General features: G+C 39.2%; 14 protein-coding genes. All 14 read right to left on the bottom strand.

From position 1 onward, the window contains the following. Positions 1-154: 154 nt before the first annotated feature. Positions 155-1,213: a 3-isopropylmalate dehydrogenase gene (gene leuB / locus HQN86_RS10625; RefSeq protein ID WP_172660952.1), complete on the bottom strand. Its 1,059-nt coding sequence runs from the start codon at positions 1,211-1,213 to the stop codon at positions 155-157. A gap of 70 nt (positions 1,214-1,283) precedes the next feature. Then, entirely contained in the window at positions 1,284-2,801 is a 1,518-nt protein-coding gene (locus HQN86_RS10620; RefSeq protein WP_172660951.1) for an alpha-isopropylmalate synthase regulatory domain-containing protein, read from the bottom strand. Positions 2,802-2,957: 156 nt separating this feature from the next. After that, positions 2,958-3,554, bottom strand: a complete 597-nt coding sequence (gene leuD / locus HQN86_RS10615) for a 3-isopropylmalate dehydratase small subunit (RefSeq protein ID WP_172660950.1) — start codon at positions 3,552-3,554, stop codon at positions 2,958-2,960. Positions 3,555-3,573: 19 nt separating this feature from the next. Continuing rightward, the gene (gene leuC, locus HQN86_RS10610) at positions 3,574-4,980 is read right to left on the bottom strand and encodes a 3-isopropylmalate dehydratase large subunit (RefSeq protein ID WP_048903936.1); all 1,407 of its coding nucleotides are present in this window, start codon (positions 4,978-4,980) and stop codon (positions 3,574-3,576) included. Positions 4,981-5,022: 42 nt separating this feature from the next. After that, positions 5,023-6,186, bottom strand: a complete 1,164-nt coding sequence (locus HQN86_RS10605; protein ID WP_084498188.1) for a 2-isopropylmalate synthase — start codon at positions 6,184-6,186, stop codon at positions 5,023-5,025. Positions 6,187-6,197: 11 nt separating this feature from the next. Then, positions 6,198-7,289 carry a 3-isopropylmalate dehydrogenase gene (gene leuB, locus HQN86_RS10600; RefSeq protein WP_172660949.1) on the bottom strand — a complete coding sequence of 364 codons (1,092 nt, stop codon included), beginning with the start codon at positions 7,287-7,289 and terminating at the stop codon, positions 6,198-6,200. Further along, positions 7,286-8,692, bottom strand: a complete 1,407-nt coding sequence (locus HQN86_RS10595; RefSeq protein ID WP_317171692.1) for an ATP-binding cassette domain-containing protein — start codon at positions 8,690-8,692, stop codon at positions 7,286-7,288. Before HQN86_RS10595 ends, leuB (HQN86_RS10600) begins: the two co-directional genes overlap by 4 nt. 72 nt (positions 8,693-8,764) lie before the next feature. Then, positions 8,765-10,246, bottom strand: coding sequence for a ketol-acid reductoisomerase (ilvC, locus tag HQN86_RS10590; RefSeq protein ID WP_048903939.1), 1,482 nt, complete (start codon positions 10,244-10,246; stop codon positions 8,765-8,767). A 33-nt stretch (positions 10,247-10,279) separates the two neighbouring features. Then, positions 10,280-10,747, bottom strand: a complete 468-nt coding sequence (locus HQN86_RS10585) for a DinB family protein (protein WP_172660947.1) — start codon at positions 10,745-10,747, stop codon at positions 10,280-10,282. Between the two features lie 37 nt (positions 10,748-10,784). Continuing rightward, a complete protein-coding gene (ilvN, locus tag HQN86_RS10580) occupies positions 10,785-11,402 on the bottom strand; it encodes an acetolactate synthase small subunit (RefSeq protein ID WP_172660946.1) in 618 nt (205 codons plus the stop codon). Positions 11,403-11,411: 9 nt separating this feature from the next. After that, positions 11,412-13,151, bottom strand: a complete 1,740-nt coding sequence (gene ilvB, locus HQN86_RS10575; RefSeq protein WP_172660945.1) for a biosynthetic-type acetolactate synthase large subunit — start codon at positions 13,149-13,151, stop codon at positions 11,412-11,414. Positions 13,152-13,185: 34 nt separating this feature from the next. After that, positions 13,186-14,883: a dihydroxy-acid dehydratase gene (gene ilvD, locus HQN86_RS10570; RefSeq protein ID WP_172660944.1), complete on the bottom strand. Its 1,698-nt coding sequence runs from the start codon at positions 14,881-14,883 to the stop codon at positions 13,186-13,188. 50 nt (positions 14,884-14,933) lie between these two features. Further along, the gene (locus HQN86_RS10565; RefSeq protein ID WP_172660943.1) at positions 14,934-15,824 is read right to left on the bottom strand and encodes a branched-chain amino acid transaminase; all 891 of its coding nucleotides are present in this window, start codon (positions 15,822-15,824) and stop codon (positions 14,934-14,936) included. Positions 15,825-16,431: 607 nt separating this feature from the next. Beyond that, on the bottom strand, positions 16,432-16,674 hold the full coding sequence (gene atpC, locus HQN86_RS10560) for an ATP synthase F1 subunit epsilon (protein ID WP_048903945.1): 243 nt from the start codon (positions 16,672-16,674) through the stop codon (positions 16,432-16,434).

Below are 16,674 nucleotides of genomic sequence, written 5' to 3'. Positions count from 1 at the left end.
GAAATATATAAGGGGCTATAGCATTTAACGCTCGTCATCCTGAATTTATTTCAGGATCCCCCTTTAGAAGTTGCGAATGCGATTTGCGGGACCCTGAAATAAATTCAGGATGACGAGTGTTTTAATTAATTGATAAGGAAAAAGTGGTTAGCTGTTATATATTTTTAGCCAACCAATCACCAACTTCGCTGGTTTTGTATGCTTTATTTTTTCCAGATAGGTCTTCAGTTACAATTCCTTCTGCAAGAGATTTGTTTACTACTGATCTGATCAATTCTGCTTCTTCTTTTAATCCGAAAGCATCTTCAAACATCATTGCGGCAGACAATACGGTTGCCAAAGGATTGGCAATGTCTTTACCGGCAGCCTGAGGGTAAGAACCGTGAATTGGCTCAAATAAAGACGTATGAACACCAATTGAAGCAGATGGCATAAGGCCCATAGAGCCAGAAATTACAGATGCTTCGTCAGTTAAAATATCACCAAATAGGTTTTCTGTGATCAATACATCATATGAATTTGGCCATTGCACCAAACGCATCGCAACTGCATCAACAAATTCGTAGCTTACTGTAACCTCAGGGAAATCTTTTTCCATGTCCTGTACGGTTTCTCTCCACAAACGTGATGTTTCCAATACGTTTGCTTTATCTACGCAGCAAAGTCTTTTACCACGGGCCATCGCCATTTCAAAGCCTAATTTAGCAAGGCGCTGAACCTCTACTCTGGTATAGGTACAAGTATCGAAAGCTGTGTTGCCATCGTCTTTTCTACCTCTTTCGCCAAAATAAATACCACCTGTTAACTCACGAAGGATAATAAGATCTGTACCTTCTATACGCTCTCTTTTTAATGGAGAGTTATCGATTAAAGATGGGAAAGTAAATGTTGGGCGTACATTTGCAAATAAGCCCAGTTTTTTACGCATTTTTAGAAGTCCTTGTTCCGGACGAACGGTAGCTTTCGGATCGTTGTCGTAACGTGGATGACCAATAGCACCAAACAAAACAGCATCAGCTGCCATGCAGATATCGTGTGTTGCATCTGGATAAGGTTCGCCAACAGCATCAATTGCAGCAGCGCCGGTTAGGGCAGAAGTCCATACAATTTCGTGATTAAATTTTTGTGCTACAGCATTTGATACTTTAACTGCCTGATCAATAACCTCAGGTCCAATTCCGTCTCCCGCTAAAAGAGCGATATTAAGTTTCATATATTTTTAGTTGTGTTTTTTAATATTTCTTTAATTATAACCAGTTTTTATTTGTGATGCTAATTTACCTTTAAATAATGTTCAACATTTTCTGGGTAGCTTTAATCGCACACACTGTCTGATCTGAATCAAGGCCTCTGGTTATAAATACTTTCTGTTCGGTTTCCCAGGTAATAATTGTTTCACATAAAGCGTCAGAATTACTTCCGGGCGCTATCCTTACAGCATAATCAATCAGCTTTGGTAAGCTCCTTTCTTTTTTTGCATAAACCCTTGTTAATGCATTCATAAACGCATCAAACTGACCATCGCCTTGCGCATTCTCTTCGAACTTTTCCCCTTCAATTACTACAGAGATAGTAGCAGATGGACGTAAGCCCATTGCATTCATCAATACATACGATTCTACAATAACCTTTTCTTCATAAAGGCTGCTGTCCAACACGTCCGAAATGATGTAAGGAAGATCTTCTTTGGTTACGGTTTCTTTTTTGTCGCCTAATTCAATAACTCTTTGAGTAACTTTCTTCAGGTCGGCATCGTTTAGTTTTAAGCCTAATTCTTGCAGGTTTTTTTCAATATTGGCTTTGCCGGAAGTTTTTCCTAATGCATAACTGCGTTTTCTGCCGAAACGTTCAGGTAGGAGATCGTTAAAGTACAGGTTATTTTTATTGTCCCCATCAGCATGAATTCCGGCTGTTTGGGTAAATACATTATCGCCAACAATCGGTTTGTTTGAAGGGATCCTAACACCCGAAAATGTTTCAACCAGCTTGCTAACTTTATAAATCGAAGATTCTCTAAGTTGTACTTCAACCTCAGGCGCAAAATCATTAATTACGGCAATAGCACTAGCCATTGCTGCATTTCCTGCTCTTTCGCCCATCCCGTTTACTGTTAAATGCAAACCACTTATTCCAGCTTTTACAGATTCTAATACATTGGCTGTACCAAGGTCATAATCGTTATGTGCGTGGAAATCGAAATGGGTATCCGGATATTTTGATTTAAGCTCAGTAATAAATTTAAAGGTTTCGCCAGGTGTTAAAATGCCCAGTGTATCCGGTAATAATATTCTTTTTATGGGCTGTGTAGTCAGAAAATCTAAATATTGAAGCACATACTCCGGAGAGTTACGCATGCCATTACTCCAATCTTCTAAATAAACATTGGTGGCGATGTTGTTGGCAATTGCCAGATCAATAACATGCTTAATTTCTGCAAAATGTTGTTCTGGTGTTTTTTTAAGCTGGTGCGTTAAATGGTTTAGAGAACCTTTGGTGAGCAGGTTCTGAACTTTAACACCTGCTTTTAACATCCAGTCGATAGAAACACCGTTGTCTACAAAAGATAATACTTCTATACGATCTGCATATCCGTTTGCTTCCGCCCAATTTAAAACTGCTTTTACTGCCTGAAACTCTCCGTCAGATACACGTGCAGAAGCAATTTCAGCCCGGTCAACATGGAGTTCTTCCAATAATAACTGGGCTATGGTTAACTTTTCTGAAATGGAAAAAGACACACCCGATGTTTGTTCTCCATCGCGGAGTGTAGTATCCATTATCTCTATTTTCCTTCTTTCCATGTATCGGGTCTTACTTTTTTTATACTAATTATCCGTCATCGTCGCGATGACGAGGGGTGCTATAGGTGTGCTATAGCATGACGATTATTTGTCATCATTACTTTTTTTAATGCTTAGTCTCACGACAGGCAATAGCTCAGGATGACGGGTAATTTCTTAAAGAGGAAGCTGCAACGCAAACTCTTCGATTTCCGGTTTTATGCTTTGCAGGTAGTCGATGTCATCAAAACCATTCAGCATATTGTCTTTTTTATACGAACTGATTTCGAATTTCTCTTTTTCACCTGTTGCTAAAAGCGTAATGGTTTGTTCCGGTAAGTTTACTTCCAGTTCTGTATTAGGATCAGCAAAAATTGCAGCAAAGATCTTTTCAGAAAACTCGGGACTAACCTGAACTGGTAATACACCAATGTTTAGGCAGTTGTTTCTGAAGATATCAGCAAAAAAGCTTGATACTACACATCTGAATCCATAATCATAAACCGCCCAGGCAGCATGCTCTCTTGATGAGCCTGAACCAAAGTTTTTACCACCAACAAGTATTTTACCACTGTAAACAGGGTTGTTTAATACAAAGTCTTTTTTGGGTGTATTATCTGGGTTATATCTCCAGTCGCGGAAAAGGTTGTCGCCAAACCCAACGCGTTCTGTAGCTTTTAAAAAGCGTGCAGGAATTAACTGATCGGTATCCACATTTTCTATTGGAAGTGGAACCGCGGTGCTTTTTAGTATATTAAATTTATCGTAGGCCATTTTAATCTTTTAAGTGTGTTTAGACAAGTTCTTCAATTAATGTTCTTGGGTCTGTAACCACGCCGGTAACAGCTGCAGCTGCAGCAACTAGCGGACTGGCTAACATAGTTCTTGAACCAGGACCTTGTCTTCCTTCAAAATTTCTGTTCGAGGTACTTACCGCATATTTTCCAGCAGGTATCTTATCGTCGTTCATTGCTAAACATGCAGAACAACCAGGTTGGCGTAATTCAAAGCCAGCTTCGGTTAAAATATCCAGTAAGCCTTCTTCTTTGATTTGAGCCTCAACAATATGAGAACCCGGAACCAACCAAACGGTTACATCGTCAGCTTTATGTCTGCCTTTTACGATAGAAGTAAATGCTCTGAAATCTTCGATACGTCCATTGGTACAGCTACCAACAAAAACGAAATCTATTTTCTTACCGATCATAGATTCGCCTTCAGAGAAGCCCATATAACCTAATGATTTAGCATAGGTTGCAGCACCACCTTCTGCGTGAGCAGCGTCAGGGATATCATGAGAAATTCCCATTCCCATTCCAGGGTTTGTACCATATGTGATCATTGGCTCAATTGAAGAACCGTCGAAAGTCAATTCTTTATCAAAAACAGCATCGGCATCAGTTTTTAACGTTTTGTAATACGCTAATGCTCTATCCCACGCTTCGCCTTTAGGGCTAAACTCACGACCTTTTACGTAATTGATAGTAGTTTCATCAGGAGCGATCATACCGCCACGGGCACCCATTTCAATACTTAGGTTACAAACCGTCATACGGCCTTCCATAGTCATGTTTTCAAAAACATCACCAGCATATTCAACAAAATATCCGGTTGCGCCAGAAGTTGTAAGCTGAGAGATGATGAACAATGCAACATCTTTAGGCGTAACACCTACACCTAATTTACCATTAACATTGATGCGCATTTTTTTAGGTTTTGGCTGCATAATGCACTGTGTAGAAAGTACCATTTCTACTTCAGAAGTACCAATACCAAAAGCGATAGCACCAAAAGCACCATGCGTAGATGTATGTGAATCGCCACAAACAATAGTAGCACCCGGTTGTGTGATTCCATACTCAGGACCTACAACGTGTACGATACCATTTTTTTGATGGCCTAGTCCCCAGTGGCTGATACCATATTCATTAGAGTTAGACTCTAATGCCTTTAACTGGTTAGCCGAAAGCGGATCTGCAACCGGCAAATGCTGGTTAATTGTTGGGGTGTTATGATCTGCCGTAGCAAATGTACGTTCAGGGTATAAAACTTTTATTCCTCTGCTTTTTAAACCTAAAAAGGCAACAGGGCTGGTAACTTCGTGGATAAGGTGGCGATCAATAAAAAGCACATCGGGGCCACCTTCTATTTTACGTACCACGTGAGTGTCCCACACCTTATCAAATAATGTTTTGCTCATTTTTTTCTTTTTTTATTATGAATTCTTTTTGTGAGATAAAGGTTAAGCTAATTGTTGCTTGCCCATCATTAACAAAAGATCATCATCATTAATATCTAATTTACTATCTGCCACTGTAAGGAAGCGATGGTAGGCTTCGCCCAATTCTTCTTTACTTAAATTAAAGCCTAAGCGCTCCAAATGGAACTTTAAAGCATGCCGGCCACTGCGTGCGGTAAGTACAATACTTGCATCAGGGAAACCAACATCTTCCGGGCGTATAATTTCGTAATTTTCGCGGTTTTTTAAGAAACCATCCTGGTGGATACCTGAGCTGTGTGCAAAGGCATTGCTTCCAACAATTGCTTTATTTGGTTGTACCGGCATGCGCATTTGCGAACTTACCATACGGCTCAACTCATAAAAGTTTTTAGTGTTGATGTTGGTATGCAAACCTAATGTCTGGTGCGTTTTTAAAATCATGACGACCTCTTCAATAGAGGTGTTACCTGCACGTTCTCCGATACCATTAATAGTACCTTCAATTTGACGGGCACCGTTTTGTAAGCCTGCAATTGAATTTGCGGTAGCTAAACCTAAATCATTATGGCAATGCACAGATATAATGGCATTGTCAATGTTTTTTACGTTCTCTTTCAAAAACTTGATTTTGCTTCCGTACTGATCTGGTAGGCAATAACCATTTGTATCTGGTATGTTTACTACAGTAGCGCCGGCTGCAATAACCGCTTCTACCATCTGGGCAAGAAAATGTACATCGGCACGACCAGCATCTTCTGCATAGAATTCAATATCCTCTACAAATTGCTTGGCATATTTAACGGCTTCAACTGCACGTGCTAAAATATCTTCTCTTGTACTGTTAAATTTATGTTTGATGTGCATATCAGACGAGCCGATACCAGTATGGATTCGCGGACGTTTTGCAAATTTCAATGCAGCAACAGCAGAATCAATATCACCTTTATTTGCACGTGTAAGTGCACAAATGATCGGCTCAGATACCGCTTTAGAAAGCTCTACAACGCTTTGGAAATCACCTGGACTTGAAATAGGAAAACCTGCTTCAATAATATCCACGCCAAGAGCTTCCAATTCTTTGGCAATTTCTATTTTCTCTGGGGTTGTTAATTGACAACCCGGCACTTGTTCACCATCACGCAACGTGGTGTCAAACACATAAACTCTATTTGGATCGTGTAACATAATTTTCGTTTTTAGTTAGTATAGGTTTTTTGTGTAATATATTTTAAGACGAGTTTACCCATTTCCTTAGTACCTAATACTTTATAAGGATTTGTGGTGCCGTCGGCAATGTCATTAGTTCTGAAGCCTTCTTTGAGTACTTTGTCAACTGCAGCAACTACTGTTTTGGCTTCTTCTTTTAGTCCAAAACCTATTTCGAGCATTAACGCTACGGATAGGATAGAAGCCAGCGGGTTGGCCAGGTCTTTCCCGGTGATATCATGTGCAGAGCCATGAATTGGTTCAAAGAAACCAGTACCATCACCAATTGAGGCCGAGGCTAACATCCCCATTGAGCCTGCAATCTGCGAAGCTTCATCTGTAAGGATATCACCAAATAAATTGGCAGTTAGTACTACGTCAAAGCGCTTAGGATCTTTGATCAGTTGCATTGCGGCATTGTCTATAAACATATGTTCGGTTTCAACCTCAGGGTATTCTTTAGCGATAGCCTGTACGGTTGCCCTCCATAACCTGGAGCTTTCAAGTACGTTAGCTTTATCTACCGAACATAACCTTTTGTTACGCTGCATTGCAGCCTGAAAAGCTTTGTGTGCTATTCGTTCTATTTCGTATCGGTGATAGATCATTAAATCCGACGCGGTATTTCTATCCTCAGAAAGTGTTTTCTCTCCGAAATAAACGTCGCCTGTCAGCTCTCTGAAAAATAAAATATCTGTACCCTTTAGTATACTTGGTTTAATGCTTGATGCATTTAACAATTCATCAAACAATAAAATAGGGCGTAGGTTGGCATAAAGACCCAATTCTTTACGGATCTTAAGTAAACCTTGCTCCGGGCGTACTTTAAGCGAAGGATCGTTATCATACAAGGCATGCCCTACAGCTCCAAAGAGGATTGCATCACTTTGTTTGGCTTTTTCCAGGGTCTCATCTGGCAATGGGCTGCCTGTTGCTTCAATAGCAGCATGACCCATTAAAGCTTCGTCAAAGGTAAACTCATGGCCAAAATCTTCGGCTATTTGTTCTAAAATGGCTTTCCCCCATGTGGTTACTTCAGGCCCGATGCCATCGCCGGGTATTACTAAGATATTCTTCTTCATAGTACGCTCTCTAATAAGGTTTCGACGGATTTTACTTCACCGTTTTCTAATAAAATTCTTTTCTCAATACAGCCCGGTATCTGTGATTCAAAATGACCAACATAAATCAATGTTGTACCATTTTTGCACAATTCATCTACCAGTTTGTTAAAATGCAATGTTTGTTGCTGGTCTAATCCCTGGCAAGGTTCATCCAATATCAATAGCTCCGGGTTTTTTACAATGGTACGGGCCAATAATGCCAGTCTTTGTTTACCAAGAGGAAGTTCGTTCATCAAGGTATTTTTATATTCATCCAGGCCGAAATAATGAATTAATTCATCGGTTTTAGCCTTTTTTGAATATCCCGGATCACAAAATAAGCCTGAACTATCATAAAAGCCAGAAACAATACTTTGCCAAACAGTTGCTGAAGGATCAAAATACCAGTGCAATTCTGGTGATATTAAACCAATTCGTTCTTTAATCTCCCAGATGCTTTCTCCGCTTCCTCTTTTGTTTCCAAATAAATGAAAATCATTGGCGTATGCCTGAGGATGATCGCCACAGATTAAACTTAACAAAGTTGATTTTCCAGAGCCGTTATGGCCATGCAACACCCATTTTTCACCCGCTTTAACTTCCCAGTTGATGTTTTTTAACACCTGTTTTTCGCCGTAGCTGATATTTACATTGATCATTCTAATGATCTCTGCAGATGAAGCATTTACAACCGATTCACTCAAAAATGTAGGAACAGGTTTATCAGACGCTTCTATATCATTCCAGGTACGTTCATCACCAGAAATTTCGACTAATTTGCCTTCCTCAATTGTCGCAATGCGATTGATGCAGCCAGGTAGCTCGGCTTCGTTGCTGATTAAGATCAACTGTGTTCCTACTTCAGAAATTTCTTCAAGTAAAGCGTTTAAGTTTTTACGGGAAAGTACATCCAATCCGTTGTAAGGAAGATCAAGTATTAACAACTGCGGTTTTAACCATAAGGCCTTAACCAATTGTAATTTTTTATGTTCTCCGCTGGATAACTGGATAAGTGTGGAGTATTTTAATTCCGAAAACCCTAGTGCGGCTAGAACCCTATCTACTTCATGAATTGAAAGTGAATGTTTTTTGCCGAAACTTTCCAATTCAGCTTTTACTGTGGCTGTAGTTTCTGTTGATTGCTTATTGTAACGCTGCTGATAATAGAAATTAGACTGGCCTTCCAAGTCTTTAAATTGAAACCAATTGGCCACATAATAGGCCATAGCAGGTAAACTGCTTTGAGGATTAAAGTTGATTTCAATATTACTGTAGCTATGGCCTATACCGGCCATAGCTTTAGCTAATGATGTTTTGCCACTCCCGCTTGTTCCACACAACAACCAATTCTCGTTACGATTTATAGTCCAGTTCAAATCCATTAACACGGGTTTGTGCCGATACTTTAAATTTAGTTTTGTGATATGGACGACGGGCTGTGACATTTAATATTATTATGCTGTTTTTATAGATTTCATTGCAGTCATCGCTTTTCTTAATCTAGCGCCAACTATTTCAACTTCATGAGAACGAAGCGCCTCATTAATTGCAATTAACGTTCTGTTATCAACCGAACCATCTTTACCTTCGTTAAAGTTTTTACCTACTAAATCGGTATCTACTTTAGTCATGAAATCAGCTAGTAAAGGTTTACAAGCATAATCAAATAAGTAACAACCATATTCAGCAGTGTCAGAGATCACACGATTCATTTCGAATAACTTTTTACGCGCAATGGTATTGGCAATAAGTGGTGTTTCGTGTAACGACTCATAGTAAGCTGATTCTGGTTTAATACCAGCCTGAACCATTGTTTCGAAAGCCAATTCAACACCTGCTCTAACAAAAGCAACCATTAAAGTATAGTTGTCAAAATATTCTTGTTCGCCGATTTTTACATCGCCGGCAGGAGTTTTTTCAAAAGCAGTTTCTCCTGTAGCTGCACGCCATGCCAATAAGTTTTTGTCACCAGCAGCCCAGTCTTCCATCATTGTACGGCTAAATTCACCGCTCATGATATCATCCTGATGTTTTTGGAATAGCGGACGCATAATGTCTTTCAATTCTTCTGAAATTTCAAAAGCTTTAACTTTAGCTACATTGCTTAATCTGTCCATCATGCCAGAAACACCGCCATGTTTTAATGCTTCAGTAATTACTTCAACACCGTACTGAACAAGTTTAGAAGCATAACCAGCATCGATTCCTTTTTCAATCATTTTGTCGAATGAAAGGATTGAGCCAGTTTGTAACAAACCACAAAGGATAGTTTGCTCGCCCATTAAATCTGATTTTACTTCAGCAACAAAAGATGATTTTAAAACACCAGCTCTGTGGCCACCAGTTCCAACGCAGTAAGCTTTAGCTTGTGCTAAACCTTTTCCTTCCGGATCGTTCTCAGGGTGTACAGCGATTAGGGTAGGTACACCAAAACCTCTTACATACTCAGCTCTTACTTCACTTCCCGGGCATTTAGGTGCTACCATGATCACCGTAATATCTTTACGGATCTGCATTCCTTCTTCCACAATGTTAAAACCGTGCGAGTACAATAAAGTAGCACCTTGTTTCATTAGCGGCATAATTGCAGTTACAACTGCAGTATGTTGTTTGTCAGGAGTAAGGTTAATTACTACATCAGCTGTAGGAATTAATTCTTCGTAAGTGCCAACAGTAAAGTTGTTTTCTGTAGCATTTTTCCATGAATCTCTTTTGCCTTCAATAGCTTCTTTTCTTAAAGTATAGGCAACATTTAAACCACTATCTCTTAAATTTAAACCTTGGTTAAGGCCTTGTGCTCCACAACCTACAATTACCAGTTTTTTTCCTTTTAGTGCATTTACGCCATCAAGAAATTCTGAACTGTCCATGAAATCGCAAACACCTAATTGGTTTAATTTTTCTCTAAGAGGTAATGTGTTAAAATAATTTGACATCGTTTTATCGGTTTTTTGTTATAAGGTTCTTATTTACTTTTTATTTAATGCTTTCTTAATCGATGATGCACAGCCATAGTGGTAAGCATCATGTATCGGAAAAAACTGTACTGCTTCAATTGTGCTTTTTAGTTCTATTCCATAGCTTGTAGTACGCACATTGTAACTTACAAAAACATTGTTGTTCAGATCTTCTGCCAGCTTATCAATAGTGCTAAGCGCCAGGTCTTTTAAAATGTTTATTTCTTCGGCTTCAATGAACTTTTCCGGCTTTGTTCCTTTTTGATAATCCAGAATATACTGAGCCTCTATAACAGGGGCAACATTGGCCAGTTTATAACAAAGTATCTGCTGACTGCTTATAATATGGCCAAAGTTCCAAATTATATTGTTGTTAAAGCCTGCGGGCACCTCATTTACCTCTTCAATCGTTGATGTTTCTATCAACTCAATAAAGTTTTTCCTGGTTTGTATAATCGTTTTAAAAAGAGTGTTTTCCATTTTATTAGTTCTGTAATGCCTATTCGCCTGCTATGAATTACATGCTAAATACATTCTTCTCTTTATCAAGGAATTCATTTTCAATCACATCCTCGCCTGGTTCTCTGCGCTCAAATTCTCTAAGCTTGCGGTTAAAACCTTCACTGTCTTTAATAATGGCAACCCTTGCACTTCTTACAAACTCAATTAGTCCGTGAGGTTGTAGCACCTCAATCAGTTTATCAGTTTCTTCTCTGTGTCCGGTGGTTTCAAAAACAGTATAGTCTTTACGGATCACTACTGCTCTTGCGCCATATTCGCGAAGCAAACGCTCTACCGATACTTTTTCTGCAATCGTATCAGTAGGCACTTTATACAAAGCCATTTCCTGCCAGATGATGTCTTCGTTAGTATTGTAATATACTTTCAATACCTCTACCTGCTTTTCTATCTGACGGGCCAGTTTACGAACCACCTCTTCCGTTTCATGGATCAGAATATTGAAACGGTGAATGTGTTCAATTTCTGAAGGAGAGGTGTTTAAACTTTCAATGTTAATTTTTCTTCTGGAGAAGATGATGGCTATACGGTTAAGTATGCCGATTCTATTTTCGGTATATGCAGTAATCGTAAATTCCTGTTTTCCGGTTATTTCTATATCGTTGGAATTGCTCATGATCTTTAATTATTTAAGTCTGATTTCGCTTACACTACTTCCTTGTGGAACCATAGGGAACACATTATGTTCTTTGGCAACCATTACTTCTAAAAGGTAAGAACCTTTGTGGTCTAACATTTCTTGTAATGCTGCAACAAGGTCTTCACGCTCTGAAACTTTTTTGCCTGCGATGTAGTAAGAATCAGCAAGTTTTACAAAATCAGGACTGGTAATGTCTACAAAAGAATAACGTTTTTCGTGGAATAACTGCTGCCACTGACGAACCATTCCCAAGAATCTGTTGTTCAAAATCATGATTTTAACGTCGATGCCACTTTGCATAATGGTTCCTAATTCCTGGCAAGTCATCTGGAAACCACCATCACCAATAATGGCAACTACTGTACGCTCCGGAGCACCGAATTTAGCACCAATTGCAGCCGGTAAACCAAAGCCCATAGTACCTAAACCACCGCTGGTAATATTGCTTCTTGTTTGGTTAAACTTGGCATAGCGGCAAGCAACCATTTGATGTTGGCCAACATCGGTAACAATAACAGCATCACCTTTGGTCAGCTCATTTAATTTATTGATAACCTCGCCCATGGTAAGCTCTCCGCTTTCCGGGTTTAGTTCTTTTTGTATTACGGTTTCTTGCTCAGTTTTATCAAAAGCCCTGAATTCCTCTACCCATTCGGTATGCGATTTCTGATCAACCAAAGCAGTTAACAATGGTAAAGTTTCTTTACAATCGCCCCAAACAGGAACGTCTGCTTTTACGTTTTTATCAATTTCGGCCGGGTCAATATCCAAATGGATAACCTTTGCCTGTTTTGCATACTTATCTAAGCGGCCTGTAACACGGTCGTCGAAACGCATTCCTATTGCAATTAAAACATCGCAAGCGTTAGTTTGTACGTTAGGGCCATAGTTACCATGCATACCAAGCATACCAACATTTAACGGATGATCTGTAGGGATGGCACCGGCACCTAGTATTGTCCATGCTGCCGGAATACCGCTTTTCTCTACAAAAGCTTTAAATTCTTGTTCTGCATTACCTAATAAAACACCTTGTCCGAATAGGATGAAAGGTTTTTTTGCTCCGTTAATTAACGCTGCAGCCTCCTCAATATATTCTTTTCTGATCAAAGGTTTAGGGCGGTAGCTACGGATGTGTTCGCAAGGAGTATATCCTTCGTATTCGAACATTTGTAACTGCGCATTTTTGGTAATGTCAATTAAAACCGGACCTGGTCTTCCACTGCGTGCGATATAAAAAGCTTTTGCAAGAACACTAGGAATTTCATTGGCATCAGTTACCTGATAGTTCCATTTTGTAACCGGAGTGGTGATGTTAATTACATCAGTTTCCTGGAAAGCATCTGTTCCTAAAAGGTGTGCAAAAACCTGGCCTGTGATGCAAACCATAGGAGTACTGTCTATCTGAGCATCAGCCAAACCTGTTACCAGGTTTGTTGCGCCAGGACCGCTGGTTGCAAAAACAACACCGACTTTGCCTGAAGTACGTGCATAACCCTGGCCAGCGTGTGTGCCGCCTTGCTCATGACGTACTAGAATATGTTGTAATTTTTCTTTGTAATCGTATAGCGCATCATAAATTGGCATGATGGCGCCGCCCGGGTAACCAAAAATGGTATCGGTACCCTCAGCTATTAATCCTTCCAATAAAGCCACAGAGCCTGAAACAGTTGTTGTTTTTTTAGGTTCTGTTAAGGTTGTTGTTTCCTCGTGTGCTGTATCCATTGTTGTATGTTTAGGGTATAGGTTTTCTAATTAATTAATCATTGTAGGCATCAGTAACGCAGCCTTCGCTGGCATTGCTTACTTGTTTAAGGTATTTATAGAGCACTCCTTTTGTGACGGGTGGTGGCAACTGTTTCCAAACCGCTCGGCGGGTAGCCAGCTGCTCTTCAGTTAAATGAACATCAATTGAATTGTTTACTGCATCAATAGTGATGATGTCATCATCATGAACTAATGCGATGTTTCCGCCATCCCATGCTTCAGGAGTGATGTGGCCTACTACAAAACCATGAGTACCACCCGAAAAACGACCATCTGTAATTAAAGCCACAGTTTTACCTAATCCTGCACCTATAATAACCGAAGTTGGCTTTAGCATTTCAGGCATACCCGGAGCTCCTTTAGGACCAACCTGTCTGATTACTACTACGTCTCCGCTCTTTACTTTTCCACTTTGAATTCCTGCAATCAGCTTCTGCTCTCCGTCAAACACGCGGGCAGGGCCTACAAATTTTTCGCCTTCTTTACCACTGATTTTAGCTACAGCACCTTTAGTTGCAAGGTTCCCGTAAAGCATTTGTAAGTGACCGGTTTCTTTAATCGGTTCTGTTACAGGGAATATAATTTTTTGTTTATCGAAGTCAAGATCTACAGCATCTGCTACGTTTTCTGCCAATGTTTTACCAGTAACAGTGATACAGTCGCCATGAACTAAACCAACTTTTATCAGGTACTTTAAAACCGCAGGTACACCGCCAATTTCATGCAGATCTTCCATCAGGTAAGTTCCGCTTGGTTTTAGATCACCAAGTACCGGAGTGCTGTCGCTGATTTTTTGGAAATCACTAAGTTGTAAATTTAAGCCTACCGATTTAGCCATTGCAATTAAGTGCAATACTGCATTGGTAGAACCACCTAAAACCATAACAGTAACGATAGCATTGTGGAATGACCTTTCTGTCATGATATCTGAAGGAAGGATATTTCTTTCCAATAGAATTCTAATTGCTTTACCGGCTTCTAAGCATTCATTTCTTTTTTCTTCGCTTAATGCAGGATATGAGGAGCTGTAAGGCAAACTCATACCTAACGCTTCAATAGCAGAAGCCATAGTGTTAGCTGTATACATACCTCCGCAAGCACCTGCACCAGGACAAGCATTTCTGATTACACCCTGAAAATCCTCTTCTTCTAAGTTACCTGCAAGTTTTTGACCCAATGCCTCAAAAGCAGACACAATGTTTAATGCTTTACCCTTGTAGTTCCCAGAGTGGATACTTCCACCGTAAACCATGATAGAAGGGCGATTTAAACGGCCCATTGCCATGATAGATCCCGGCATATTTTTGTCGCAGCCAGGTATAGTGATCAATCCATCGTAGTATTGCCCACCACAAATGGTCTCAATTGAATCGGCAATAACATCTCTTGAAACTAAGGAATAACGCATTCCATCTGTTCCGTTAGACATACCATCACTAACACCAATAGTGCTGAATGTTAAACCGACCATGTCATTTTTCCATACACCATCTTTAACGATTTTGGCTAAATCATTTAAATGCATGTTGCAGGTGTTTCCATCATATCCCATGCTGGCAATACCAACCTGAGCTTTATCCATATCTGCTTTAGTTAAACCAATTCCGTACAACATTGCTTGTGCAGCCGGTTGTGTTGGGTCTTGTGTAAAAGTTTTACTGTAGCGATTGATTTCTGGTGTTTGTGACATATTATGTGGTTAGGTCTTTTTTGTTATTTACTTATTATATTATGTAGTAGTTATATGATTACTTCGTAGTTCTGTTTTTCTAATACCAGGGATTTATAGGTACGCTGTATGGTTGCACCAACGCTATCGGTCCATTTTAATGGGAAAGTATATTCGTCTACCGATCCTATTCCTGCAATTTCAGTAGCTGTACCACAGAAAAATGCGCTATCCGCATGTTTCAGGTCTTTTACTGATAAATGTTTCTCAATAATTTCTATATCTAAAATATGGCATAGTTCAATTACTGTAGCCCGGGTAATACCTGGTAAAATGTTTCCAAGAGGAGGGGTGTATAACCTGCCATTTTTTTCGATAAAGATATTTGCACCCGGGGCTTCAGCAACGTTGCCATACATATCAAGCAACAAGGCCTCATCAAATCCTTTACGTTTGGCCTCTGTAGTGGCTAGTATGGAGTTAACATAGTTGCCGCTAACCTTAGCCTCAATAGGAGTTGATTTAGGATTTGGACGTTCAAAACTTGATACGCAAACTTTAAGCAGTTTATGTCCAAGATAAGCTTCCCAATCCCACACGCAGATCATGATTGAAGCTTCTTTTGCAGCAACCAATGACATAGCAGGTGGACAATATATTAAAGGACGGATATAAGCATCCTTTAAATTGTTGATTTCTAATAACCTGTAGGTTTGTTTAATTAATTTATTTATGTCCCATGTAAATGGAATATGAACTAATTCTGCAGAGCGTTTTAATCTTTCGAAATGTTCTCTTGCCTTAAAAATACGGGTGCCATTGTGAGTGGAGTAGGCCCTTATTCCTTCAAAAACTGCATAGCCGTAGTGTAACGACTGACCATACAAATCGGCGTTTGAATCGGCCGCTTTTTCGAACCGCCCGTTTAAGTAAAGTATGGTATTTGAATTGAAATATTGCATTTTTTGTCAGGTATGTTTTTGTATTTTAGATGTTTCATTAAAAAAGCGCCACTTGTGGTGGCGCTCTAGTATATTTTAAGTATTCAATATTCCTTTATAGCGCCTTATCCTTCTGAATAATCAGTAGGAGAATTAGGTTGACAATTACAGTAAATAAGACGTTGACTGAAAGGTTCATATCGTTGTTTAATTTCTTGTTGTTTTATAGAATCCAATTTACCTCTTGGCGGTTAAACTATCAATAGGTGAATGAAAATAAATGAAAAAAAATATAATTCTTTATTTTACATATATTTAAGAATATAATTCTTAAATATATGTAAAATTCATATCTTAACATGGTGGTCGCTATACCAAATATGAAATCGGTATTCGGTATAGGTGTTATGCTAGCATTATAAATTTGCGCAAATTCTTCTTAAAATGTGGAAAACCTTAAAAAAGTTGGTTGAAATTTTGTTTTTTTTAGAGGGATTTTTCATAAAGCGATGGTCATTCTGAGAGGTTAGTATTGTCATCCTGAAATAAGTTCAGGATGACGGAACTATAAATAAAAAAAAGCCCTTTGAAATTTCAAAGGGCTTTTAGAATATTGCATGATTAAATATTAAGCAACCCCTTCGGCTAACACAATAATTTTGTTTTTTAAAACTTCAACTACACCGCCTTTAATAGTAAAGGTTTGATCGCCAGTTTTGCATTTAATAATTACAGGTCCATCTTCTAAAGTTGAAATAATAGGTGCATGGTCATGTAGTATCTGAAAAGATCCCATGGTACCAGGAACAGTAACTGCAGTTACGTCACCTTCAAAAACTTTCTTATCTGGGGTTAATATTTCTAATGTCAT

The organism is Pedobacter panaciterrae (assembly GCF_013204795.1).
Classification (GTDB): Bacteria; Bacteroidota; Bacteroidia; order Sphingobacteriales; family Sphingobacteriaceae; genus Pedobacter; species Pedobacter panaciterrae.
The sequence above is the reverse complement of the archived record's forward strand: the minus strand, read 5'-3'. Positions and strand labels throughout refer to the sequence as shown.